General features: G+C 29.7%; 24 protein-coding genes. 19 read left to right on the top strand and 5 right to left on the bottom strand.

The features are described from left to right. Window positions 1-343 precede the first annotated feature (343 nt). From CUEA01_RS11640 to CUEA01_RS11625, 4 genes are all read left to right on the top strand, one after another. Window positions 344-946 carry a TetR/AcrR family transcriptional regulator gene (locus CUEA01_RS11640; protein ID WP_234121773.1) on the top strand — a complete coding sequence of 201 codons (603 nt, stop codon included), beginning with the start codon at window positions 344-346 and terminating at the stop codon, window positions 944-946. Window positions 947-1,813: 867 nt separating this feature from the next. Then, window positions 1,814-2,215, top strand: coding sequence for an FMN-binding protein (locus CUEA01_RS11635; RefSeq protein ID WP_234121772.1), 402 nt, complete (start codon window positions 1,814-1,816; stop codon window positions 2,213-2,215). 66 nt (window positions 2,216-2,281) lie between these two features. Beyond that, the gene (locus tag CUEA01_RS11630; protein WP_234121771.1) at window positions 2,282-3,445 is read left to right on the top strand and encodes an MFS transporter; all 1,164 of its coding nucleotides are present in this window, start codon (window positions 2,282-2,284) and stop codon (window positions 3,443-3,445) included. A gap of 54 nt (window positions 3,446-3,499) precedes the next feature. After that, window positions 3,500-4,552 carry an alpha-E domain-containing protein gene (locus tag CUEA01_RS11625; RefSeq protein ID WP_234121770.1) on the top strand — a complete coding sequence of 351 codons (1,053 nt, stop codon included), beginning with the start codon at window positions 3,500-3,502 and terminating at the stop codon, window positions 4,550-4,552. Window positions 4,553-4,719: 167 nt separating this feature from the next. On the opposite strand, the gene CUEA01_RS11620 is transcribed toward CUEA01_RS11625, so the two are convergent. Continuing rightward, the gene (locus CUEA01_RS11620) at window positions 4,720-5,472 is read right to left on the bottom strand and encodes a 3'-5' exonuclease (protein ID WP_234121769.1); all 753 of its coding nucleotides are present in this window, start codon (window positions 5,470-5,472) and stop codon (window positions 4,720-4,722) included. Between the two features lie 417 nt (window positions 5,473-5,889). Here CUEA01_RS11620 and CUEA01_RS11615 point away from each other — a divergent pair, with 417 nt between their 5' ends. The 5 genes from CUEA01_RS11615 (at window position 5,890) to CUEA01_RS11595 (ending at window position 12,166) form a co-directional block, all read left to right on the top strand. Beyond that, a complete protein-coding gene (locus tag CUEA01_RS11615) occupies window positions 5,890-6,675 on the top strand; it encodes an electron transfer flavoprotein subunit beta/FixA family protein (RefSeq protein WP_234121768.1) in 786 nt (261 codons plus the stop codon). Window positions 6,676-6,797: 122 nt separating this feature from the next. Beyond that, the gene (locus tag CUEA01_RS11610) at window positions 6,798-7,742 is read left to right on the top strand and encodes an electron transfer flavoprotein subunit alpha/FixB family protein (RefSeq protein WP_234121767.1); all 945 of its coding nucleotides are present in this window, start codon (window positions 6,798-6,800) and stop codon (window positions 7,740-7,742) included. A 162-nt stretch (window positions 7,743-7,904) separates the two neighbouring features. Then, window positions 7,905-9,500: an L-lactate permease gene (locus CUEA01_RS11605; protein ID WP_234121766.1), complete on the top strand. Its 1,596-nt coding sequence runs from the start codon at window positions 7,905-7,907 to the stop codon at window positions 9,498-9,500. Window positions 9,501-9,544: 44 nt separating this feature from the next. Next, window positions 9,545-10,984, top strand: coding sequence for an FAD-binding oxidoreductase (locus CUEA01_RS11600; protein ID WP_234121765.1), 1,440 nt, complete (start codon window positions 9,545-9,547; stop codon window positions 10,982-10,984). Window positions 10,985-11,023: 39 nt separating this feature from the next. Further along, entirely contained in the window at window positions 11,024-12,166 is a 1,143-nt protein-coding gene (locus CUEA01_RS11595; RefSeq protein ID WP_234121764.1) for an acyl-CoA dehydrogenase, read from the top strand. A 147-nt stretch (window positions 12,167-12,313) separates the two neighbouring features. On the opposite strand, the gene CUEA01_RS11590 is transcribed toward CUEA01_RS11595, so the two are convergent. After that, window positions 12,314-12,601: a hypothetical protein gene (locus tag CUEA01_RS11590; protein WP_234121763.1), complete on the bottom strand. Its 288-nt coding sequence runs from the start codon at window positions 12,599-12,601 to the stop codon at window positions 12,314-12,316. Further along, the gene (locus CUEA01_RS11585) at window positions 12,582-13,835 is read right to left on the bottom strand and encodes a HEPN domain-containing protein (RefSeq protein WP_234121762.1); all 1,254 of its coding nucleotides are present in this window, start codon (window positions 13,833-13,835) and stop codon (window positions 12,582-12,584) included. The genes CUEA01_RS11590 and CUEA01_RS11585 overlap by 20 nt, the downstream gene beginning before the upstream one ends. A 701-nt stretch (window positions 13,836-14,536) precedes the next feature. On the opposite strand from CUEA01_RS11585, the gene CUEA01_RS11580 reads away from it, so the two are divergent. The 8 genes from CUEA01_RS11580 (at window position 14,537) to mgrA (ending at window position 20,419) form a co-directional block, all read left to right on the top strand. Next, a complete protein-coding gene (locus CUEA01_RS11580; protein ID WP_234121761.1) occupies window positions 14,537-15,589 on the top strand; it encodes a DUF262 domain-containing protein in 1,053 nt (350 codons plus the stop codon). Further along, complete coding sequence (locus CUEA01_RS11575) at window positions 15,589-16,818, top strand: AAA family ATPase (protein WP_234121760.1); 1,230 nt, start codon at window positions 15,589-15,591, stop codon at window positions 16,816-16,818. The genes CUEA01_RS11580 and CUEA01_RS11575 overlap by 1 nt, the downstream gene beginning before the upstream one ends. Window position 16,819: 1 nt before the next feature. After that, entirely contained in the window at window positions 16,820-17,707 is an 888-nt protein-coding gene (locus CUEA01_RS11570) for a hypothetical protein (protein WP_234121759.1), read from the top strand. Between the two features lie 207 nt (window positions 17,708-17,914). Continuing rightward, on the top strand, window positions 17,915-18,109 hold the full coding sequence (locus tag CUEA01_RS11565) for a DUF6904 family protein (RefSeq protein ID WP_234121758.1): 195 nt from the start codon (window positions 17,915-17,917) through the stop codon (window positions 18,107-18,109). A gap of 108 nt (window positions 18,110-18,217) precedes the next feature. Next, window positions 18,218-18,439 (top strand): hypothetical protein, encoded by a 222-nt coding sequence (locus CUEA01_RS11560; protein ID WP_234121757.1) that lies wholly within the window; start codon window positions 18,218-18,220, stop codon window positions 18,437-18,439. Then, entirely contained in the window at window positions 18,421-18,699 is a 279-nt protein-coding gene (locus CUEA01_RS25290; RefSeq protein ID WP_407929253.1) for a DUF6904 family protein, read from the top strand. Before CUEA01_RS11560 ends, CUEA01_RS25290 begins: the two co-directional genes overlap by 19 nt. Window positions 18,700-18,834: 135 nt before the next feature. Continuing rightward, window positions 18,835-19,338 (top strand): putative ABC transporter permease, encoded by a 504-nt coding sequence (locus CUEA01_RS11555; RefSeq protein ID WP_234121756.1) that lies wholly within the window; start codon window positions 18,835-18,837, stop codon window positions 19,336-19,338. A gap of 91 nt (window positions 19,339-19,429) precedes the next feature. Next, window positions 19,430-20,419, top strand: coding sequence for an L-glyceraldehyde 3-phosphate reductase (gene mgrA, locus CUEA01_RS11550; protein ID WP_234121755.1), 990 nt, complete (start codon window positions 19,430-19,432; stop codon window positions 20,417-20,419). A gap of 76 nt (window positions 20,420-20,495) precedes the next feature. Here mgrA and CUEA01_RS11545 read toward each other — a convergent pair whose 3' ends face one another. Continuing rightward, window positions 20,496-21,023 (bottom strand): nitroreductase family protein, encoded by a 528-nt coding sequence (locus CUEA01_RS11545; protein WP_234121754.1) that lies wholly within the window; start codon window positions 21,021-21,023, stop codon window positions 20,496-20,498. Window positions 21,024-21,163: 140 nt separating this feature from the next. Between CUEA01_RS11545 and CUEA01_RS11540 the strand changes: the two genes are divergently transcribed. Continuing rightward, a complete protein-coding gene (locus tag CUEA01_RS11540) occupies window positions 21,164-21,529 on the top strand; it encodes a winged helix-turn-helix transcriptional regulator (RefSeq protein ID WP_234121753.1) in 366 nt (121 codons plus the stop codon). Between the two features lie 115 nt (window positions 21,530-21,644). Beyond that, window positions 21,645-23,093 carry an MDR family MFS transporter gene (locus tag CUEA01_RS11535; RefSeq protein WP_234121752.1) on the top strand — a complete coding sequence of 483 codons (1,449 nt, stop codon included), beginning with the start codon at window positions 21,645-21,647 and terminating at the stop codon, window positions 23,091-23,093. Window positions 23,094-23,830: 737 nt separating this feature from the next. Here CUEA01_RS11535 and recQ read toward each other — a convergent pair. Further along, window positions 23,831-25,969: a DNA helicase RecQ gene (recQ, locus tag CUEA01_RS11530; protein ID WP_234121751.1), complete on the bottom strand. Its 2,139-nt coding sequence runs from the start codon at window positions 25,967-25,969 to the stop codon at window positions 23,831-23,833. Between the last annotated feature and the right edge of the window lie 121 nt (window positions 25,970-26,090).

Below are 26,090 nucleotides of genomic sequence, written 5' to 3'. Positions count from 1 at the left end.
TAATACGCATTAATTAACAAGTGCGACTCAATTATATTTTACACATAATGGATAAGGTTGTAAATAAGGCCTGGCGAAGGGTGAAATCATCATGTGAATAGGTGGATTTCAACTGTAAATCGCGGGCTCAATATAGCTTCAATATCGACTTTTAAAACAATATTCAAATGCATGTTCTCTGCATTTGGCAATAGATATTGTACATTTGATGAGAATAAGCCAAAAAATATATTGCTTATATATATATTAAGTAATATAATGAAATTATAATATATAACAGTGTTATATATTATAACTATGCTATATATTAATGAATAACATTTAATTTTGAGGTGATTCAGATTTGGGAATAAAGGAACGACGTGATAAGGAAAAGTTAGAATTGAAAAATAAGATAATTAGTGCAGCAGAAGAATTATTTGCTGATGCTGGATATCAAAATATTTCAATGAGGAAAATAGCAAATAAAATTGAATATTCATTACCAACAATATATCAATTTTTTGACAAAAAGGCTGATATATTATTTTATATTTACAAAAAAAATAATGGTAAATTATTAGATCTTTTTATGGAAATAAGTGAGAGCCAAAATGATTCAATAGAAAAGCTAAAGGATATGAGCAGAACTTATATAAATTTTGCCATTGAGAATCCTCACTATTATGAGCTTGCCTATATGAGTAATGCAGTAAGATATGAAAAAGATCTAGCTTATCATGAGCCACAATCTCCAGGATTTAAAGCCTATGAAATAATTTTATCAACTATAATAAAATGTAAAGAAGAAGGTTATTTTCAAGATAAGGAGGTTGAAGTAATAGGTCAATGCTTGTGGGCAGGAATACACGGTTTAAGTTCATTGTTTATAGGACATAATGAATTCCCATGGAAGGATAAAAAATGCTTAATAGAAAATATGATAAATTCTTTAATAGGCAAGTAATGCATTTATTCATGTTAATTATTATTCACAAGAAGCTGATATGATTTTGGTAGTTGAACTGGTTTATCTATATTTTAGATAAACCAGTTCTGTAAATTAATTATGTTAAGATTTCAAATGGCTTATTTTATGTATACATAGATAAAGCAGCTCAACTATTGAAATTGATGTGCACCAAAATGCCCAGAAGACGGCATTTTGGTACAAATAAATTTCAAGTTTCACAGTGGTTTATCTTTATAATAACAAGGAAAGAAGGTAGATGTTAATGATAATACAAAACGATATTTTAGGGTGGGCAGCTTTTATTGTTGCAATATTTAGCTGTAGTTATATTTTATTAAAAAGATTAAAAATGCATAATCGAAATTTTAAGATTAATTTGAGAAAATTATTAGGTTGTCACTGTTACTTAGGTATAATTGCAACAATCATAGCTTTTATACACGTGGGAGACAATCTCTATTCAATTAGTTTTACGCCTGGTTACGTATCCCTATTTTTTATGGTCTTATTAAGTATATCAGGTATTATTTTGAAATATATGAAGGGACATAAAAAAATATGGAGATACATTCATATTGTATCAGCTATAATTTTTGCAATTTCTTTGATGTTTCATATCTTGGAATATCATTTCTTTAGTTAATTTCTATGTTATATTCCATTTCAATTATTAATTTTTGCTTTTAAGTTTGAAAAGTTGCTTGTTAACTTATTTATTTTTTATTTAGATTAGTACTAGCTATGTATAATTTGAATTATTTATAAAAAAACTATTGATTTGTAAATAGTTATAAAATATAATAAAGTTATATAATATAACAGTGTTAGATTATATAACTTTATTATATTGGAGGAGTGAATATGGGAATTGGTAAAAAAGTTTGTTTAGTTTTAGTAAGTTTGTGTATTGTTGTAGGGATATTTTTTGGAGTAAATTATTTGCTTAATTACGAAAAGTATGAGAATGCAATAAAAAAAATATCCATAAGAAATGTTGACTTATCTAAAGTTTCAGATGGTACTTATAAAGGATCTTATGATGCAGTGATGGTTGCGGCAGATGTAAGTGCCACAGTTAGAAATCATAAAATAACTGATATTAAAATATTACGTCATAAAAATGAAAGAGGACAAAGAGCGGAAGTTATTCCACAAAGGGTTTTAGCAGCTCAATCTTTAAAGGTGGATACAGTTTCTGGAGCAACAAATAGTAGTAAGGTAATTTTAAAAGCTATTGAAAATGCTTTAGAGTCAAAAAAATAAGGTGCTTTCAGAGTATAAAATTAGGAGGGATATTTACAGATAATAAAACATACAGAGGTGAAGTGATTGAGTAAAAATATAAAGTTTACAAAATTATTCAATAATAATAAAGGGATAATCTATTTGATGGCATTTCTTATAGGTAGTGCTATTGGCATTATAATTCCACTTACTACTACGCATATGTCAAAAAATCATGTTAGTAATGTCTTTATCGGAGTTATTGAATCTGTATACTTTCTAACTATAGCTTTAGGTACAATTTTAATTAACAAAAAAATGAAAAATAGAGATTTAAAGAAACTTATATCATTAGGATTATTAGTCAGTGCCATAAGCACATTAAGCTTTCCTATGGTATCGAGTGTAGCAATATGGTTTGTTCTTATGGGGGTTATGGGATTTGGTGTAAGCTTTCATTTGGTAGGTACTCAAACAGCATTGCATAGTTTTACTGAAGACTCCGTAAGAGGGGTTGTAAGTGGAGTATATACGCTTTTTTTTGCATTTGGATTCGCTTTTGGTACAATAGTGGGACCTAAAATATATGAAGAAAATATATGGTTATCATTTATAATAGGTGCCTTGTTTCTAGCTAGTGCAGCACTCTTACTCTATTTAAAAATAAAAACAAAACTAACAATATCAGCCAGTTCAAATAAAAATGTAATAAAAAAAATATTTTTATCTTTACAAGGGGCATTTTTATACGGATTTATAGAAAATACTATTGCTTCAATGTATCCTTTATTTTTATTACAACACAAATTTACCCTTTCTCAAATGGGATATGCTTTAGGTATGTTTGTAATTGGAGGAACAGTTGGAACTATACCAATTACGTATATTGGTGATAAGATTGGAAGAGAAAAGGGACTGATAATAAGTGTTATAATTTCCATCTTAGCATTTTTGGGGATAATAATATTTGATGAATTAACGTATAAATTACTATTTTCATTTATTTCAGGAATAGGTATAGGTGCAATATATCCTATATCTATGGCAATGGGAGTTCAAGGTTTAGATAATGATGAAATTATATCAGCAGCTTCAAATTTCAACTTGTTTTATAGTTTTGGATGTGCTGCTGGGCCGGTATTATCCTCAATAGCTATGAATATACTTGGCAATAACTATTTGTTTAGTATAAGTTTGATACTTTTAATAGCATTTTTATATAATTTGTTTTCAAAAATAAAATATGTTTCTAATGGGGTTAGTATTTAAAACATAGCCATTTGAAAAAGAAATATTGTGTAATGATAAGGGAGTATAGGAATTATGTCAAAAATGAACTTAAATTCGCCAAAAAGAGATAAGTTTTTAAGTAATCTTTCTATAAATCATGAACTCAAAGAAATAATCTATTATGGGACGTTGGCACCAAGCAGCCATAATGCGCAAATGTGGAAAGTAAAAGTTATTTCTGATTATGAAATAATGGTTTGCATAGATGAAAATAATATATTAAAAGCCTTAGATCCTACTAATAGAGAGTCCCTCATAGCTATAGGTGGATTTATTGAAAATATTGTTCAAGCAGCGCCTAAATATAATCTAACTGCAAAGCTTGATATAATTTCAGAAAATTGTAGCGATATAAATGTTGCAAAAATTAAATTTGAAAAATCAATTAATAGTGAGAATCTAGATAAGAAAATGTTCATTATTGAAAATAGAATGTGTATTAATGATGCTTATATTAATAAAAAACTTAATACCAAAGATGTTACATCTTTATTAGCAGAAATTGAAGAAGAAAGTGGTTATTACTTTGATGTTAATAGCAGAAATGGTCAGTATATTCAGCGAAATTTAATTACTGCTATGAAGAATCAAGCTCTTGACAAGGAAAAGCAGGAGGAACTTGCAAATTATATGCGCTTATCCGATGAGGAAGCAAAGGCTAAAAAGAATGGAATAACAGCTGAAATGATTGGACTCACAGGATTAAAGAAGTGGTTCTACTATACTTTTACTACAAAAAAATCAATAACTTCTGATAATTTTATTAAGCTAACTGTTAATAAAGTAAAAAGCCAAGTGAATAATTGTTCGGGATTTTTTATTGTAACCAGTAATGATAATTCTCCAGAAGCTCTGATAAAAGCAGGAAGAAATATGGAGCGGTTATGGCTTAAGGCTACAGAACTTAAGGTAGCATTGCATCCTATGAGTCAGATAATTGAAGAAAAACCCTGGAAAGAAGAGATAAATGGAATATTAAATATAGATAGTCCTATTCAAGTAGTTATGAGAACAGGCTATGTAAAAAAATATGGATGTCCAGTCAGCTTAAGAAGAAGTGTTAATGATATTGTGATTTTTGATTAGGCTATGTTTTAAAAGAATACTGGTATGAGCTTAAGAGATTAATTGACTCTAAGAATCGCTCGTTTATAATTTGCTAATATGATGCAACTTCAAACCACTTGCAAATATCAAGTTGGAATAGAAAGTATAAAGTCTACAATACTTGAGGTATAGGGAATTGTAGACTTTTATTTTACCTTATCTACAAATTGTCTAGTTTTTCCCATAATATAAGCAAGCTTTATTATAGATTTTTCTTCTTCTGACATTTTTCTATTGTAAATTTTTTCAAACTGATTTATTAAGGCAACAGTATCAATTTTTTCTTTGGGCTGTGTAATTCTTTTATGAAAATTAGGCTCGTAGATGCTAGGTTTTATAGAATCATCATAAATATGCTTAAAAACTTCTGCGGTATAATAAGCGTCATTAAAAGCATCATGAAATTCACCACTAGCCTGTATATTTAAAAGTTCTATAGCTGTTTTTAAGCCAATTTTAGATTTATTAGGGGTATTAAGATATTTTGAAGCATACTTCTGAACATCAATGCTGAGTTTAGAAATTGATGAAGTTGATAAATTATAAAACTTTATATTTCTTAGGAGCTCTTTAATATCGCCTGTGCCCCAAACACATAATATTGTTTCATCGTTATCAATAAATTTTAAAAAATCTTCATAAACAGCTACAAAGCTTTTGCATGAACTAACTTTATCATTATTTATTTTAGTTAAGCTTTCTACATAAGGATGAATGTTAGGATAAACAGTAGGTTTAATGAGAGCGTTAAAGTTAGAAATTGTTTCGAAGTTTTCATTAAGCTTTAATGCTCCAATTTGGATAATTTCAAAGGGTAAGCTTGAAGCATTATTAGATTCAGCTTCATCAGAAGCTAAGTATTTTTGATTAAATTCTAAATCATATATTATATAATTCATGGTTACTCCTATCTTAAAAGAATTAATAAAATTATAAATATGCATTTATATAGTACCATATTTGGAATCGTTTGTCATATTGCTGCGGAATGTTTTGTATGTTTTGCTTTAAATTTTCAGGAATATTTAATACTTTATTTCGCTATATATATTAGTGTACAAATGAGAGTATACATGGTGAAATAGATATGTCAAAATTATGAATTAAATAATAAAATTTCATAAGTTATTGTATTGCTTTAAATAGTGTGATAAAATTAACTAAATTGGTAAGACCATTGCACCATTAAATGATATTTTTTTACAAATTAATCAAAACAATTTTTATAAAATGGTACTTTATAAAGATTTAAATACATTTATGGTTTTATCAAAAAAAATAGCTAGATAATGCAAAGGTGTAAAGGAGAGAAAAGTATGAATATTCTGTTGTGTGTAAAACAGGTTCCAGATGATTCTATTGAAATTCATTTGGATAATAAAACGAAAAAGCCTAATTTGAATGGAGTAAGTTTAGTAGCAAATGCATTTGATACATATGCATTAGAGTTAGCAGTTCGTTTTACAGAAACTAATGGAGGAAATGTTAGTGTATTAACTATTGGAGCAGATGATTCTTTAAATACATTAAAAAATTGTCTTGCTGTAGGAGCTAAAGAAGCATTTTTTGTAAAAGATGATTTATATGCAGATTTAGATGCTATTGGAGCAGCTAGTGCTCTGGCAGATGCTATTCATAAAATTGAAAAAGACAAAGGTGAAAAATTTGATTTAATTCTTTGTGGAAAAGAATCCACAGATGAAATTACTGGTCAAGTAGGAGCAATGCTTGCTGAAAAATTAGGGACAGGCTTTGTTAGCAATGCAATTGTAATCGATTTGAAAGATAATGGCGTTGAAGTTCATCAAGAAATTGAAGAAGGATATAATTTAGTTTCTATAGAAGCCCCAGCTGTAATAACTGTAAGTAAGCCAAATTACGATCCTCGTTATCCTACAATTAAAACTAAAATGGCAAGCCGTAAGGCAGTCATTCCAACTTATTCAGCAGCAGAAATTGGGGAGGTAAAACAACCCAAAGTACGTTGCATTGAATATGTTGAACCTCCTAAGAGAGAGGCTGGTATAAAAATTGAAGAAAAGGATGCGCTACTAGCAGTAAGTGCTGCTATGGAGCAAATGAAAAAAGATAAGGCAATCTAATTAAAGATAAACCACTTGAAACTTCAAAATTAATTTCTATCAAAATGCCGTCTTCTAGGTATTATGATGCAAATTGATTTTGGTGGTTGAACTGGTATATCTATAAGGAGGAAGAAGAAAGTATGAAAGCATTATTGTTTATTGAAACAGATGGAGAAAAAGCAATAGGCGGAAGCCTTGAACTTATAAGTGCAGTAAAAGCATTAGAGGCAGAAGGAACAGCTCTTATAGTAGGTAACAGGTCTTTAGCAGATACTGTGGCTGATTTTGGAATCCCAGTTGTTTGTACAGACACTGCCACAGATTGTGATACTTTAACAGAAGTATTATCAGAAACTATTAAAGAACAAAATCCAGATATTGTTTTATTAGCAAACACAGAACTTACTAAAGATGTTGCACCACGTGTTGCAGGACGTATGTCTTTAGGCTGTGTAAGTGATGTAATAGGAATTAGTAAAACCGATGGCAAAGTTGTCTACACTAGACCAGCTTATGGTGGTACAGTTTTAGAGCATATCGAAGTAGAAGGAACAGCAGTAGTTACGGTTAGAAGTGGAAGCTTTTCAAAGCCAGAAACTACTTCAAATGTAGGCGTTACAGAGAAAAAAATAGAAATTCCAGCTAGTGCTGTTAAAGCAAAAATTGTTGATAAGGTAAAAGAAATTTCAGAGGCTGTCAATTTAGAAGAGGCACAAGTTATTGTTTCTGGTGGACGTGGAATGGGAAGTGCAGAAAATTTCAAGCTTGTTGAAGAATTAGCAAATGTACTTGGTGGAGTAGTAGGTGCAACAAGACCACCAATTGAAGATGGATGGATTTCACGTGCGCATCAAGTTGGACAATCAGGAAAGATTGTAGCACCAAAACTTTACATTGCATGTGGTATTTCTGGAGCAACACAACATACATCTGGAATGTTAGGCTCTAACTATATAGTAGCAATTAACAAAGATGAAGAGGCTCCAATTTTTGAAATTGCAGATGTAGGTATTGTTGGAAATGTAACTGAAATTCTTCCGGTTATGATTGAAGAAATGAAGAAAGCAAAAGAAAAAGCAAAATAAAGTTTTTTATGTACCTTAAGCTAGTAGCGAAAACAAAATTGTGACATTGATTAACAAAAGATTAACTGTATCTATAATTAGGGGAAAAGTTATATGATCAAAATATAAATGGTTTATCTTTAAGAAGGTATTACCATAAAAATTGAATGAGGGGATAAAAAAATGTTATTTTTAAAATTTTTAATAGCAATATTACCAATTATTTGCCTCATAATTGCATTGAGTGGTTTGAAAATGCCGGCGCATAAAGCTACTTCTATTGCACTTGTTATTACAATGTTTTTAGGTATTGTTTTCTGGAAGCTGAATGTATTTTATGCTGCGTCAGCTGTATTAGAGGGAATACTCAACGCCTTATGGCCAATTTGTTTAGTTATTGTTGCGGCTTTGTTTACGTATAATTTAACTTTACGTACAGGTGCAATGGAATCTATAAAAAAAATGCTTGCAGGAGTCTCTCCTGATAAAAGAGTTTTGACTTTGATTATTGGATGGGGCTTCGGTTGCTTCATGGAAGGAATGGCAGGCTTCGGTACAGCCGTTGCAATACCAGCCTCTATGTTAGCTGGTATTGGATTAAATCCACTTGCAGCAGTTGTATCATGTTTGGTTGCTAATAGTACACCAACTGCTTTTGGATCAGTGGGAATACCTTTAGTAACACTTTCATCAGTAACTGGAATTTCATCACATACCTTGGCAGCAAATACTGCAATGATTGAAGTAATTCTTGCTTTTATTAGTCCATTTATTATGGTATGTGTTGTAGGTGGTGGAATAAAGGCATTAAAGGGAGCAGTTCCTATTACTTTAGTTGCTGCATTATCATATGTGGTACCTTGGTATATTACAGCAGTGGTAGTTGGTGCAGAACTTCCAAATATAGTAGGCTCAATTTGCTGTATGGCATGTACAGTTATTGCGGCAAAAATTTTTAATAGCAAACCTGAAGCTGAATATTCCATTGAAACTCTAGATAATAGCGAAGAATCAACTTTATTAGTAGCTAAAGAAGAAATATCAGCAAATAGGGATAAAGGAGAAGCTATATCATTTAGTAAGGCATTACAAGCATGGTGTCCATTTATTCTAATATTCATAATGTTGCTGTTTACATCAACTTTATTTCCAGCAATTAATCGTTTGATTGCACCAATTAAGAGTGTTGCAGTTGTATATGCTGGTAAAGGCGGAAGTAAGCTAGCCTTTAGCTGGATTAATACACCTGGTGTTATAATTTTTGTTGCTGCAATTATTGGCGGCTTTGTTCAAGGTGCCAAAATCTCAACCATGATAGAAGTATTGTTTTCTACGTTAAAATCAAATTGGAAAACAATTGTTACAATTTGTTGTGTTATGTCAGTAGCAAAGGTAATGGGGTATAGTGGAATGATTGCAGATATTGCAAGCTTTTTAGTTGTAGCTACAGGAAGCGCATATCCACTTATTTCACCACTAATTGGAGCCGTTGGAGGCTTTGTTACAGGGTCGGGTACATCAACCTGTGTTTTATTTGGAGGTTTGCAAGTAAAAACAGCTCAAAATCTTTCACTGGCGCCAGCATGGATAGCAGCAGCAAATGTTCTTGGAGGAGGCATCGGAAAGATGATTTGTCCTCAAAGTATTGCAATTGGTGCAAGTGCAATTGATAAATCTGGCTCGGAAAGTAAAATTTTAGGAAGTGTATTTAAATATTTTTTATGCTATGTAGTTATCGCTGGTATTATATGTTTCTTAGGCACATTGTTTATAAAGTAAAATATATCCAAATAAAAAATTACATTTAGAAAGGAAGTATTAATATGGCTCAATATAATCAATTGACAGAAGAAATAATCTCAGAATTGCAGAAGGCAGCTCCAGGTCATATTTTAACAGGGGATGATATCAATGTAGATTATTGTCATGATGAAATGCCTATTTATGGGAAAAAAGCTCCTCAAGTTGTATTAATGGCACACTCAACAGAGGAAGTTGCTGCAGTGGTAAAAGTATGTAATGAAAACAAAATACCAGTAACTCCAAGAGGTGCAGGAACAGGACTTGTAGGAGGAGCAGTTCCCCTTTTAGGAGGAGTTTTAATTGATATTACAAAGATGAATAAAATACTTTCTTATGACTTAGAAAATTTTGTTGTTCATGTAGAGGCTGGTGTTTTGTTAAAAGATCTTGCAGAGGATTGTGCAAAACACGGGTTATTATATGCTCCAGATCCTGGTGAAAAGTCAGCTTGTTTAGGTGGAAATGTTTCAACAAATGCTGGTGGAATGAGAGCTGTTAAATATGGTGCAACACGTGATTATGTACGTGCAATGACTGTGGTTCTTCCAACAGGAGAAATTACTCACTTTGGAGCTACGGTATCAAAAACAAGTTCAGGTTACAGCCTCTTAAATTTAATGATTGGTTCAGAAGGTACACTTGGAATTATTACAGAACTTACTTTGAAAACTATGCCAGCACCAAAGGTAGTTGCAAGTTTAATTATTCCTTTTGAAAATTTAGATGATTGTATTTCTACTGTTCCTAAATTTAAAATGGAGCATATGAATCCAGAAGCATTAGAATTTATGGAAAGAGAAATTGTTTTATCTAGTGAAAGATATATTGGAAAGAGTGTATTTCCACAAGTAGTTGATGGAGTAACTGCAAATGCTTATTTACTTGTGACTATAGATGCAAGCAATGAAGATGAATTGAATAACCTTATAGAACAAGCAAGTGAAGTAGTATTAGAAGCAGGAGCAATTGATGTTCTTGTAGCTGATACACCTGCAAAAATAAAAGATGCATGGGCTGCACGTTCTAGTTTCTTAGATGCAATTATGGCAGAAACAAAATTATTAGATGAATGTGATGTAGTAGTTCCAGTAAATAAAATTCCTTCTTATCTTACTTTTGTAAATAAAACTGGTGAAGAGTGTGGAATAACTATTAAGAGCTTTGGACATGCAGGCGATGGAAATCTTCACATATACGAATGTAGCAACGATTTAGAAGAAGCAGAATTTAAAGAAAGAGTTAATAAATTCTTTGATATTATTTATGAAGAAGCAACAAAATGTGGTGGCCTTGTTTCAGGAGAACATGGAATTGGTAGTGGAAAGATGAGCCATTTAGCAGATAGCGTTGGAGAAACAAATATGGAATTAATGAGGGGCATTAAAAAGGTGTTTGATCCAAACTCTATTATGAATCCAGGTAAAGTATGCTGCCCATTAAATGGAGCTAGCTATAAATAATTGATATACACATATAAGAGAGAAAGGTAGGAAATTAATATGAATTTTAAACAAGATGAAAATCATGAACAATTACAACAAATGTATCGTGAGTTTGCAGAAAATGAGGTAAAACAAATTGCAAAGGAAATTGATGAAAGCATGCGTTTTCCAAAAGAAAATGTAGAAAAAATGGCTGAAATGGGCCTACTTGGAATTCCATTTCCAGAAGAATACGGTGGAGCTGGAATGGATACTTTAAGTTATGTACAATGTGTAGAAGAATTATCAAAATGTTGTGCTACAACAGGTGTTATAGTATCAGCACATACAAGCCTTTGTGCAACACCAATTTATAAATATGGTACAGAAGCGCAAAAAGAGAAATATTTAAAACCACTTGCTTCAGGAGAAAAGTTAGGTGCATTTGGATTAACAGAACCTGCTGCTGGAACTGATGCTTCTATGCAAAAGACAACAGCAGTACTTGAAGGAGATCATTATGTATTAAATGGTAGTAAGATATTTATTACTAATGCAGGATTTGCAGATATATATATTATTCTTGCTATGACAGATAAGAGTAAGGGAACAAAGGGAATTTCAGCATTTATCGTTGAAAAAGATTTTCCTGGTTTTTCTGTTGGAAATCATGAATTAAAGATGGGAATTAGAGCATCTTCTACATGTGAGCTATTCTTTGATAATTGCATAGTTCCAAAGGAAAATCTTTTAGGAGAAGAAGGCAGAGGCTTTAATCTCGCAATGGCAACTCTTGATGGTGGTCGTGTAGGTATTGCTGCACAAGCTCTTGGTATTGCAGAAGGCGCAATAGATGAAACAGTTAAATATGTAACAGAACGTGTTCAATTTGGACGTCCTATTTCAAAATTCCAAAATACACAATTTGAACTTGCACAGATGCGTGCAAATACAGAAGCAGCAAAACTTTTAGTATATCAAGCTGCATGTGCAGAGGATGATAATGAAAGATTTTCACATTATGCTGCTATGGCAAAATTAGTTTCTTCTAGAAATGCTAGTGATGTAACAAGACGCTGCTTACAATTATTTGGTGGCTATGGATATTCAAGCGATTATCCAATTGAAAGAATGATGCGTGATGCAAAAATAACAGAAATTTATGAAGGAACATCAGAAGTTCAAATGATGGTAATTTCCGGATGGATGGGTGTTAAATAATAGATAACTAAAAATAAACACTTATTAATTGAAGATAATATTAGGTAGCATCATGGAATAGAATGCATAAAGTTAGTTAGCAAGCTCTATAAAATGAGGGGGACTTGCTAACTTTTTATGATATGATTCTAATTTAAAATTTAAAAGTTAATCATAGTCGAAAAGATTGTAATCTGGTTCTTCAAGAATTTCAGCACCTTCTATGACTTCTTCGCAATTATTTATGGCACCTTCTGGATATTCCCATGTTGATAATTTAATATATATACAATTGCCACATTTGGGACAATTTTCATCAAGGATACTTTCATATTCTCTTTCGGTTCCCATTTCCCTTTCATATGAAGAAACACATTCAATATCAGTTTCAACTTCAATTATTTCATCGCATTCGTTACACTTTATGAGAATTGGTTTATTTAATTTCATTATCATCTATCTCCTTCTCATTAAATTCCAAGTTCTTCTTTTGAAAATATGAAGTATATTCATTTATTAAGTTAAGCATTTGATAAATTTCATTATCTGGAATATGGGAGTCTTGATGAACGATTTTATTTCGCTTATAAGTAATTAACTTTAGCTTGTTATAAACTGTATCGTCAATTAAACCATTTTTTAATAGTTGGTACAATAATTTGGATGAAAGTAGAGGCATACGCGTATCGCTTATTTTATTTTCAGGAAGTACATTAATAAAAAAATTATGAATTTCCTTATCAAGTTTATTATATGCCAATATAAGTGACCCTACTTGCTCATTGGTAGTACGTGCAAAGCTTTCTGAAACACTCTCCTTTACATCATCAGCTATTTTTATAGAATCTAATTTATCTAATGCTTTTTCTAAAATAGGTTTTAAATCAGCAACTATAGATTCCACATTTTTATAATCTGATATTGTAAACATGTTATTATGTGCAATTTTGCATCTTAATATGTATAATTCATTCCATTTTTTTTTCAGATGTTCATTTTCTACTAAAACAATTTTGCTAAAATATCTCTCCCAATTTGATCGTGCTATAAAATCATTCATCAATGAAAAAGGAATATCTTCTTTTTTTTCAACTTTCTTTTTTAGTTCATTTAGATTGTTGTTTAATGAATAAGTATCAAATAGGAATGTAGATAATTCTATGAAGTCCAATTGATATAATAATCCGTTACCGAGATTAATATCTTTTTCCTTGTTTTTGGATTTAGAAATTTTTGAGGGTATATTTTCTTTTTCCCATTTTGAACCAACATTTATTAACATAAATTTTGTTAGTAGTTTTCGCATTAAATTTTCAATCTTATATATTAATGGGTATGCTTTTTGTGAACAATTGAAACTTATATCATCCCATAAGATTTCTATATCTGTTGAGCACTTAAATAATATAAAACGAATATCTCGTAGTAAGTTTTGGTATAATTGTAAATTTGCATTGTTAAAAGAGAAGTCTTCTATAGTGCACTCTATGGTAATATGATAACAAATATAAGATGTGTTATTGATGTTGTTATACTGAATTGTATATTTATATTTTTGAGAAAAATAAGTAATCGCATTTTTATTAATTTTTATATTGGGATTAGACATAAGCAAATTATTGAAAGAATACATATCTATTGCAACATTATTTTTTTTATCTATTGTAATCAAATATTCTGTTTTTAGCACAAAAAATCCTCCTTAAGTATCTAATTTTTATTTTTAACTTTCTACAATTATCACAAGTATCTAGCAATTGTTTTATATTGAGCGATTGAATTAATTACACTTTTTTTATTTACACAAATCATAATGAGTCTCCATTATTTCATATTTTTAAATTTGTGAACAAGACTAAATTTTACTGATTATTGTTTAAAAATCATCATCTTTTTCAAATTATACTACTAACAATATAAAGGGTAAACAAGAAAGCAATAAATTTATTTTGTTTAAAATTGGTAAATATCATTGAAGACAAGATATATTTTTAAGTGAGTGTTTGTTTTTATGGATTTATGAATTGAAATATTTAAATAAATATATTAAATTTTATATGTTTGGGCAGGAGATACTAATAAAATATAAAAGCAATGTTTTATATGATATAATTACTATAAAAATTTGTCATAAAATTAATTTAATAGAGGTTATCTAGTATAGATATAGAATTAGTGAAGCAATATTTAGTTAGTAAGCATGGAAAGAGAATTTTATGATTATTATAAGCAAGTTATAAAAGAGAACAATAAAAGAGCAAAATTAAATGATGAAATGAAAAATAAAATTGGAAGATTATAATATTTAAATTGTTAATAGCGAGAATTTTTAAATATAGTATTGTATAATATATAATGAATTGTGTTAAAAATTTATATGGGGGGTTGAAAATGTTTGAATTTCAAAGTGAAAAGATGCAACCTCAAAAAATAAATATAGCTCAACTGAATTTTTCGGTCTTTGAAATAGTAAGAAAAGTTGAAAGAGGAGATATTTCTTTGGGGGCAATTTTTCAAAGAAATCCTAAGTGGAAAAACGATAGAAAATCAAGGTTAATAGAATCTATAATTTTGGATATACCGATACAAGCTATATATTTATCAGAGGAAGATGACAATAGATATGAAATAATTGATGGTCAGCAAAGGATTAGAACTATAAATGAATTTATTAATAATAAGTTCAAATTGATAAATACAAATTTTTGTAAAGGGTATGCATATTTTAAGGAGCTAGAACCTAGTATTCAGAGGAAAATTGAAGATTTTCAAATGGTTATTTTTGTTGTTAAAAAGGATAATTTACCAGATGTAAAATTTGAGATTTTTGAGAGAATTAATACTGGTGCTGTAAAATTAAATTCTCAAGAATTAAGGAATTGCATGTATAGAAATAAAGGAATACCTTTTATAATAAGATTAGCCAATGAGGAAATTTTTAAAAAAATTATAAAAGATAAGAGAGTCAATGTAAATGCGATGCAAGACCAAGAGCTGGTATTAAGGTTTATGTCTTTTTATTATAAAGGAATAGAAGAGTATACTGGAAATATGAAAAGATTTTTAAATGATACTTTGGATAGGTACGATGAATACAGAGGGAGAGAAATAGAATTTAAAAAAGTATTTATTAATGTTATGAATACTGTATATGAAGTTTTTGAAAATGATGCATTTATTATAAAATCAAAAAATGAAAAAGATGGAAAAAATAAAATTAATATAGCTTTATTTGAAATTCTTACTTTTTCTTTTTCACGTTATACTGGAAGTGAGGTGAAAAATAATAAGGATGCTATTAAACAAAAATTATCATATTTAATAGAAAATAATACTTTGTTTAGACAATCTATTACAAGTGCATCAACAACTACTAAAGTTAAAACTTATGAAAGATTTCAAATATGGGAAACAAGTCTCAAAGAAATTTTGGGAGGTAAATGATGATAAAAAAATATTCTGTTGACAATTTTAAAATTCATAAAGAAGGATATAATTTTAATTTAGAGGGATTTACTGTTTTAACGGGAACTAATAATTCGGGTAAGTCTTCCTTAACACAAAGTATTAGATTACTTTCAAAAATAAATGGTAATTCGATTAGTTATCCAAGACTTCCATTTGAAGAAGTACATGAATTGGGTGATTTCTCGAGTACCTTAAATAAAAAGGTAAGTAGAAGTGAAAGCATAAAGTACATTTTATCACTATATGTAAAGGACTTGAAGTTTTGTAATGTTGAATTAGAATTTGACTCTATATATAATTATGACAACTTTTTTATTGATATGCTAGACCAAGCAATATTGAGAAAAATGGATATTTATTTTGAAAATAAAAATGGAATTTTAAAAAATTATGAATTTGTTATAAATATAGATGGAAGTACACCTATAACGTATAATTTGAATGAAATTATGTTAGATAATCAGAAAAAAAGAATTTTATTGCAAGATAGAATTTTATTTAGAGGTATAGTTTTAAATTCTATTTTGTCATTGAATCAAGATGGAATTTCAGAATTAATAAATGTATGTACTTGTTTAGGTAATATAAATGAAAGTTCAATAAAATATATACCAGCAATCAGGAGTGTTGAAACTAGCAATATACCAAGTACTATTGAAAATAGCAGGGATAGGGTTACTTTTGATGGTAAAACTTCGTTAATAAATGCATTTAATTATTGGACTAATAAAATTTTAAATTCTGAGTTTAAATTAAAAATAGAAAGCAATAAGCCTAAACTTGTGGCATTGGAAAATAATATAGAATTTGAATTATCACAAATAGGATTTGGAAATAATCAAATAATTCCTATTCTTGTAGCTATATTAACTGCTAAAAAGGGAGATTTAGTTATAATTGAAAATCCTGAAGTTCATTTGCATCCGAAGTGGAAAACAAATTTAGTGAAATTGTTTTATTATGCAGTTAAATATGGAGTTAATATTCTCATTGAAACTCAAAGTTTGGAGATTATTAATAGAATAAGAGTTTATGTTAAGAAAGATAATAGTCTAAAAGATATTACATCACTTTATTTCTTTGAAAAAAATGGATTAGAAGCAAACGTGCAAAAAATACAAATAGAGGAGACAGGAAGCTTAGATTTATGGCCAGATGATTTTGTTGATAAAGTAACCATAGAAGACAGCTTCAAATTATTATAGTATGGATTTTTATTTGAATGAAAATCAACTGGTTTCAGATTTTGTTGGAATAGTGGAAAATTTAAAAGAAATAAAGGAAATATATGATTTAGCAAAAGCAAGAAATTATAATATATGTATTAAAGAAAATATGGATATTAATTATGAAAAATTTTATAATAAACCTCAAATATTAATGGCATTAGGGCTGTTAAAACATTTTGATATTATAAAAGCGGATGGATTTGAGCTGTTAAAATTTTCTCAAATATCACCATGCATAGAAAATGATTACTTTATTGAGTTAATAAGTTTATGTTATAAAAATCAAAATAATAGAGTGTTTTCTTTATCAAGTGAAAGAGAAATAATAAATTTCGAGTATAGTGTAAACGTACTTGAAAATGTCTTTAAGATAGTAAATATTATAGGGAAAAATGAGTTCGAAAAATATTTACAGTTTAATCCTGTACCTCAAAGTATAAGTGAGGTTTTTGAAAAGGCTGAGAATGAATTTAGACATATTAAATTTACGGATAAAGCTTATAAAACAGCGAACCCAAGAAATGATATATATAAGCAGATAGGATTTTCAAAAATATTAAATGTATTTAGTGTTTTGGAAAAGTTAATATATCCTTTTTTTAGAGGAACACTAAATGGGTTTACTCAAGATAGTATACAAGGCGAATTTAAAAAATTAACATATGGAATAGAGTTTTCCAATGAATCTGTAAAAACTATGAAAAAATATGGAGAACAAAGATCAGTTACCATTAACGGTAGAAAGTTTGTTATGAGTTATCATATAAAAATTAGTAGTGATAATAGAATTTATTTTATCTATGATAAGGAAAGTGATTATATATATATAGGTCATAGTGGAAAACATCTGCAAGTTGCAGGATAGAGTGATGAATAAATTAAAAAAGTAGCTTACTAGTCGCGAGAATGGGCTACTTTTTTGATTCTTTTACAAGTCTAATTCGCTAAAATGTTAAATATATCCACCTCCGTTTTTTTATTGATAGGATATACAGGTTTATGGATGTTTTTAGTTTAACTATTTTCAATGAGAAATTTTAGATTATTAAAAAGCAAGTGAGGAGAAATTAAAATGCTAAAAGTTAAAAGCACAAAGAATAATACAGGAATGACTATTAGTGGAGATTATAATGATCTTTCTGAATTGTATGAAAGTATAGGAGAACTTATTGGGACAGAAGAAACTTATCCTAGTTATGAATGTGTGAATCTTAACTGTCTAGGCTTTGCTTATGATATAAGACATGCTTTTATGGGATATAGGTAAGTAAAGTTAGCAGACAATGGAGTTAGCCGTGAGATGCAGAAATACCATTCAACGATTATGCCTAGTAGAAATTTATATTTTTCAGTAAATGTGATTTGGACATAAGTAATGTTTATAGTATTAGTCATGAATGATTACATAGAGCTTGCTGAGGATTCTAAAACATATTTGAAAAGGTTAAAAGATCTTCCAGAAGAAGTTTTAGAAGAATATAAGAAAAAAATTACATATTCAATAGCAGTGATAAAATTATTTCAAGCTATAGTATGGCAAGAGTTTAGAAACTTTGTTGGAGCAACAGATTTAACAGGATATATAAGAAAACTTTAAAAGAATATGATTTCATAAAAAATATTCAGTATAATGGATTTTGCACGCAGTATCTTGAGGAGTTAACTGTAAAATATATTAATACTTCAGTTGCGAAAATACCAGCAAAACTGGCAGTATGCATCCGCAGCGTAGTTGAAAAATCTGATGAATACTTAGTTTTGGAACAAGAGATTAAAAAGTTTGCACGTCAAAATGATATTCCTATATCTGAAGTTAGATTAAAAGATGTTGAGTACTCTGAAGAAATTGAATGGTAGACAAAATGAGAATATTAAAATTATTGGTATTATTATATGATATTAAAAAATATCTACAACTTGCAGGAATTTATTACTAGCACACGAATACAATAACTAACATAAGGTGTTTAGGTATATAAGGGGGAATAACCTGTGAGATATGCTAAAAATAAAATAATTCATTTTTTAGTCTTTGGCGGTATTTACATGGACATAGAAGTTCTTGCAAGAGCTATTGGGGACCAGCTTGTAGGGTATGACGGCATAAAACCTTTATCACTTATAGGATATACAAGTTTATGGATGTTTTTAGTTGGAGGTATATGTGGAGTTTTAATAGGAAATTTAAATGATCATCCTCGTTTTTATGATAAGAAAATTTGGCAGCAGCTATTAATAGGCGGTACCCTTATAACTTTAGCTGAACTATTTTCAGGTATAATATTAAATTTAATTTTAGGCTTAAATATATGGGATTATAGTAAAGATGCTTTTAATTTCATGGGACAAATTGAATTGAAGAATTGCATATTATGGTATTTTTTAGTTACTCCACTTGTAATATGGTTTGATGATATGCTTACTTATTATTTGTATAGAGAAGGAAAGCCATATAATATAATTAGCATATATATAAAATTATTAACCTTAAGATAGACCTTAATTGGTCTTTTTTTATTTTGTATATGATATAATAAAAAAATAAGTAGCATGGATTTTATTTTATAAGAGTAAAGGAGCGAGGAATATGCGATATGCAGCAGCAAAAAATAGGTATGAAGAAATGAAGTATAGTAAATGTGGAGAAAGTGGGTTAAAACTTCCAATGATATCACTTGGGCTTTGGCATAATTTTGGAAGTAATGCAAGTTACGATAATATGAAAGAAATGTGTTTTACTGCTTTCGATAATGGAATAACACATTTTGATTTAGCAAATAATTATGGATCAGTTCCGGGAAGTGCAGAAGAGAATTTTGGACGTATTTTAAGGGATGATTTAGGTGCATACCGTGATGAATTACTTATTAGCACAAAAGCCGGCTATAAAATGTGGGATGGACCTTACGGAGACTGGGGAAGTCGTAAATATTTATTGGCAAGTTTAGATCAGAGTTTAAAACGTATGGGAATTGAATATGTAGATATATTTTATCATCATCGAATGGATCCAGATACTCCACTAGAAGAGACAATGATGGCTTTAGATACTGCTGTAAAAAGTGGAAAGGCACTTTATGCAGGTATCTCAAATTATGATGGAGAAACAATGAAGAAAGCAGAAGCAATTTTGAAGGAATTAAAATGTCCATTTATAATAAATCAAAATAAATATTCCATTTTTGACAGAACAATCGAAAATAATGGATTAAAAAAAGCAGCAAAAGAAAGTGGAAAAGGAATTATTGCTTTTAGTCCATTAGCACAAGGTACATTAACAGATAAATATTTAAATGGCATTCCTGAAGATAGTCGTATTAAAGTAGATGGCAGATTTTTAAGCGCAGATGAGTTAACAGAAAAGAAGTTAGATCAGATTAGAAAGCTAAATGATATTGCTATAAATAGAGGTCAGACACTTGCACAAATGGCACTTAGCTGGGTACTAAGAGATGGAGATGTGACAAGTGTATTGATTGGAGCGTCAAAAGCAACGCAAATTATTGAAAATATTGGTATAGTTCATAAGATTGAATTTTCGGAAGAAGAATTAAAAATGATTGATGCAATATGTTAGTATGAAGATAGGGAGGCTGTCGCATTAGCATAAAAGATATGCTAATGCGACAGGCCTTTTTGGTTCAAAGAGTTTTTTAAATTTTATTAAGTTTTATAGTTGACTTTAATTCTTTTTCTTGTGATAGCGGTTCGGTTGGATAACCTAATGAGATACCCGAAATAGGAACAAATCCATCTGGTAAATCTAGTTTTTTTAGCAACTCTTTATCTGCATTAAAAGCGCATAGGGCTCCTAAAATGTATACACTACCTATGCCGGCATCTGTTGCAGCAAGAGTCATATTTTCTATGATACAAGCTGCATTAGCAAGTTCAACATTAGGAAATTGCTTATTTGGTATGCTGGAGACTATTATTAATGTTGGTGCACCATATAATGGATTAGTGTTAGGATTTCCAAATATGTTTGCAGCGGTTTTTGATATTTTATTTAGAAGATCAGAATTTTGAATAATTGTTAAATGAACTGAATCGTAAGCTCCATTTCCTACTGGTGCAGCACATCCAGCACTGATTATGCTTGTTAAAGCTTTATCACTAATTTGTTCAGTTTTGTAACTTCGTGTAGATTTACGCATTGCTATTACCTTCATTGTTTCCATGACCATTATCTCCTTTTCAACATATCATTTACTCAAGTGAATATACTTGGTATAATTATTATACTTATACTGTTGTATGTTAACAAGTACGCAGAAATTTTTAATCAGGTATTATTTTTCTTACCAAGGGGGGAATTAATATGGCTAATGAACAAAAACTTCAGGAATACTTAAATCTACTAAAAGAACTGGAAAACGATGATGAATGTCCTGTAAAATGCACATTAGATATAATTGGTGGCAGGTGGAAGCTTAGGATATTATTACAGCTGCTAAAAAAAGATATTGTTCGTTTTAATGAATTGAAAAGAGGAATATCGGAAATAACTAATACAATGCTTTCTAGCTCGTTGCATGAATTAGAAAATGATAGATTAGTTAAAAGGGTTCAATATAATGAAATGCCTGTAAGAGTAGAATATTCTTTAACTGATTATGGGAAAAGTCTTTTACCTTTGTTTTATGAGATAGCTGTTTGGTGGAATAAGTATTGTGAAAGAATATAGAAAACTATTTTTCTGTTCTAGATAAGCGGAGCCATTTTTTATATTTTGATAAAAAATAGTACAGGCTGGTATATTTATAATATAAAGGTAGTTATTGAGAGGAAGGTTATATAATATGGATGCTAGAAAGAAAGGCATAATTATTTCGTTAATGGTTGCTATGTTTCTAGGAGCTGTTGAAGGGACAGTTGTTACAACAGCAATGCCAACCATTGTTAAAGATTTAAATGGCTTTGATAAAATTAGTTTAGTTTTTTCTATGTATTTACTTACATCAGCAATTTCAACTCCTATATATGGTAAAATTGCTGATTTGTATGGAAGAAAGAGAGCTTTATCAACAGGAATTATAATATTTTTAATAGGAAGTGCTTTGTGTGGTATTTCTACAAATATGTATGAACTTATTTTATTTAGAGCATTTCAAGGGATTGGTGCTGGAGCTATTTTTACTGTGGCATATACTATAGTTGGAGATGTATTTTCTGTTGATGAAAGGGCAAAGGTTCAAGGATGGATAAGTTCTGTGTGGGGAATAGCAAGCCTTCTTGGACCATTCATAGGTGGATTTTTTATAGACAAGCTGTCATGGCATTGGATTTTTTATATAAACATTCCATTTGGTGTGTTTTCATTAGTATTGCTTGAGAAAAATTTGAATGAGAAGGTACAAAAAAAAGAAAAGCCCATAGATTATTTGGGAATAGTAATATTGGCAGTAACAATAATTATATTTTTGTTTACTATTTTAGCTATAAATGAAAATACTAAAGTTTATTCCTTAAAAATACTAATGCCGCTAATACTTACAGTTGCCTTACTATTTATCTTTTATTTTGTTGAAAAGAAAGCTAAGGAGCCACTAATACCATTTGATATATTTTCAAGACAAATTAATATTGTAAATATAATAAGTTTCTTAGTATCTGCAGTGTTAATAGCAACAGATGTATATTTGCCTGTGTACATACAAAATGTGCTTGGATTTAATGCAACAATATCTGGACTTTCGCTGGCGTCAATGTCTATATCGTGGATTTTATCATCTTTTATACTTTCAAAAACTATGCAAAAGTATGGTGAAAAAATAATAGTATTTATATCAATATTTATTATTTTAATAAGTAGTGTGTTATTTTACACCTTAAATGTTAATTCTCCGCTTATTTTAGTTATTATATATGCTTTTATAATAGGCTTTGGATATGGAGGAACCTTGACAACACTTACGATTGTAATCCAAGAAGCCGTTACTCATGAAAAAAGGGGAACTGCAACAGGAGCTAATTCACTTCTAAGAACTATGGGGCAAACTATTGGAGTAGCTATTTTTGGTGTTGTGTTTAATTTGAATATTTCAAGGTATTTATCGAGAGTTGGCATTAAAGGAATAAATGTAAATAGCTTATATGGTGCGAAAAGTATAAACCTAGGAATTGGATTAGACAAGGTAAAAGCGTCACTTAATTTTGGCATTCATAGTTTATTCATAGTGCTTATAGTTATATCAATTATATGTGCTATTATGGCTATGATGATGGAAAATTCACTTAAGAAAGATTAGACCAAAATTATTGCGAAGTAAGAGCATTCTAGAACATTAAATTGCATCAATAAATCTAAGAGGAATATTTTTAAAAGCCTAAGAACTTTCAATAACTCACTACCGTTCAGACAATTGAAAGTTCTAAGTCTTTTGAAAATATTCCTCTAAGATTTATAAGATGCCATTTAAATCGTTCAAAAACGCTCTTACTTCGCAATTGCAGTGGTTTAAGGAAAGAACCCATACCAGAGGCTTGGGCATAAGCCCATTAAAATTCTTGAACCTATATTATTAATTTCTAGTGTTCCATTTCAAAGACATAAATTAATCAAGAATATTAGTGTACCTACGGAATTTTGGTGTAGTACAGAAACAATATTTATTACTGAAATCATTAAATTTACTTTATTAAGTTGTTAAAGAACAATTATATATTGTAAAACAAAGATGTAGTGAATTAATCAAAGAACATTTGGAAGGTGTAGGAAAAAAATGATGTTAGGGAATGCACCTACTTTGGGTTTGAGCTTTGCCCATTAAGATTATTGAACCCATGGCTATTAATTTCTAATGTGGCATTCAGTATATAATCTAAAACTAAGCGTTGAGTTATCGAAAGCTCTTAAGCTTTAAAAAATTTGCCACTTAGTTTTATTAATTTTATTTAGGATTTTGAGCCGCTATTCACTAACATCATTTTTCTACGCCTACCAAATGTTCTTTGATTTTGAACTACACTTTGCTTTGCGACACTTTTAGCTTGCTGTATTTTTTAATTTATATTTACAAATAGCAGCTTTAATAGCCATATAATCAACGTCAGGCGGTAGAGCTTCTTTTATAGGTTTTAATTTTGCTGTACCTAATTTTTTTATATTAGTATATATGAGATCTGCATATTCGTCTGGAATAAAATTATCCAAATTTATAGCTAATCCTTCTTCAGCGCATCTAATTAAATGTTCTTGAATGGTGTTTATGTTTAGATTTCTTTCCTTAGCAATACTTTTTAAGGATTCCCCTTTTTTATAAAGATCTAAAGTTATTAAGTGAGTTTTGGTTTTTGTAGAGCCAGTGCTTGAGCTGTTTGTTATTATTATATCTTGGGATACTATGTTATTTTCTTCTACATAATCAGTTATAACAGCTTGGAATTTTTCACCGTATTTATCATATTTAATTTCACCAATTCCCTTTAATTTGAGCATATTATCTTTAGTTGTAGGGTAGTACTTGCACATTTCAACTAGCACGGCATCTGAAAAAATTATGTATGGAGGCACATGTTCCATAGAAGCAAGTTCTCGTCTTAAAGCTTTTAATTTTTCGAATAAATCTTTGTCTGCACTTAAAGTTTTTTCCTTAACAATTATAATTTTTCTCATAACCTTTTCGGAACCCTTTAGTACTGAATAGCTTTTTTCGGTAAGCTTTATTACCGGATATTCGGATTCTGTCATTGCTAAATATTGGTCTGCAATTAGACCATTTATTAAATCGGTGATGTCTTTAAGTTTATATTCGCTCATTATGCCATATGTCGATAAATTTTCAAAATTAGATCTTATTATTCTTTGGTTTTTAGAGCCCTTTAGTACTTCAGAGATTAAAGTAACTCCATAATTTTGATTCATTCTGTATACGCAGGAAAGTATTTTTTGAGCTTCAAGAGTTATATCCACTAGTTCTGAATCATTTGTGCAGTTACTGCAATTTGCACAGTTGTCTTTTTCGTATTCTTCACCAAAGTAATTTAAAATAAATTTTCTAAGGCAAGAAGTTGTTCTGCAATAGTCAACCATGGCATTTAATTTTTGAAGTTCAATTCTCTGTCTTTCATAAGAAGGTATACTTTGTTGTATAAGGAATTTTTGAATGTGAATATCCTGACCTCCGAAGAGAAGAATACATTCACTGTTTTCACCATCTCTACCAGCACGGCCAGCTTCTTGATAATAGCTTTCCATGTTTTTGGGCATGTTATGATGAATTACAAATCTAACATTTGATTTATCGATTCCCATACCAAAAGCATTTGTTGCAATCATTATTTTTATATCATCATACAAAAAGTCATCCTGCATTTTTGATCTTTCATCATCTGATAGACCTGCATGATATCTACCAACAGAATAGCCGTTCCTTAATAATTTTTCATATAGTGCATCAACTTCTTTTCGTGTAGCTGCATAGATAACTCCAGAATCACCTGCATTTTTTGATAAATATCTAAGTATAAAATCAAGTTTATTTTCATTTCTTATAACGGAGAAGAATAAATTTTTCCTATCAAAACCAGTTATAAAAGTATTAGGGCTATTGAGACTTAAAAGTTCTATTATATCATTCTTTACCTTTGGTGTTGCTGTAGCAGTAAAGGCGGCAACTACCGGTCTTTTATCTAAGCTCTCTATAAAAGGAGCTATTCTCTTATAGCTAACTCTAAAGTCATGTCCCCATTGAGATACACAGTGAGCTTCATCTATGGCAACCATTGAGATATTTAAACTTTTAACTGTATTTTTAAAATAGTCTTGTTCAAGTCTTTCAGGTGCAACATATAAAAGTTTGCAGTGACCAGAAATTGCACTAAAAATAACTTGATTTACTTCTTTTGAAGAAAGCGTGCTGTTTATAAATGCGGCATTTACACCACTGGATTTAAGTGTATCAACTTGATCCTTCATTAGTGAAATAAGAGGGGATATTACAATTGTTATTCCATCCATAGCAAGGGCTGGTACTTGATAGCATATTGATTTACCACCGCCAGTTGGCATTATGGCAAAGGTATCCTTTCCATTAAGTATGCTGTTAATTATATTTTCTTGTCCTTCCCTGAAGGTTGAATAACCAAAGTACTTTTTTAATATGTTAACTGGGTTTATATCCATTAAATATTTACTCCTTTAAGTATAGTTAAAGAGTTTCGGTAACTCTATAAAGATAAATTTGTCTTTGTAAGCTATTTTACCTACTATTTAATTATAATCAAAAATGCAAATAAATAAACTA

Source organism: Clostridium hydrogenum, assembly GCF_021432385.1.
Lineage (GTDB): Bacteria > Bacillota > Clostridia > Clostridiales > Clostridiaceae > Clostridium_S > Clostridium_S hydrogenum.
This window is presented reverse-complemented; position numbering and strand designations above follow the sequence as displayed.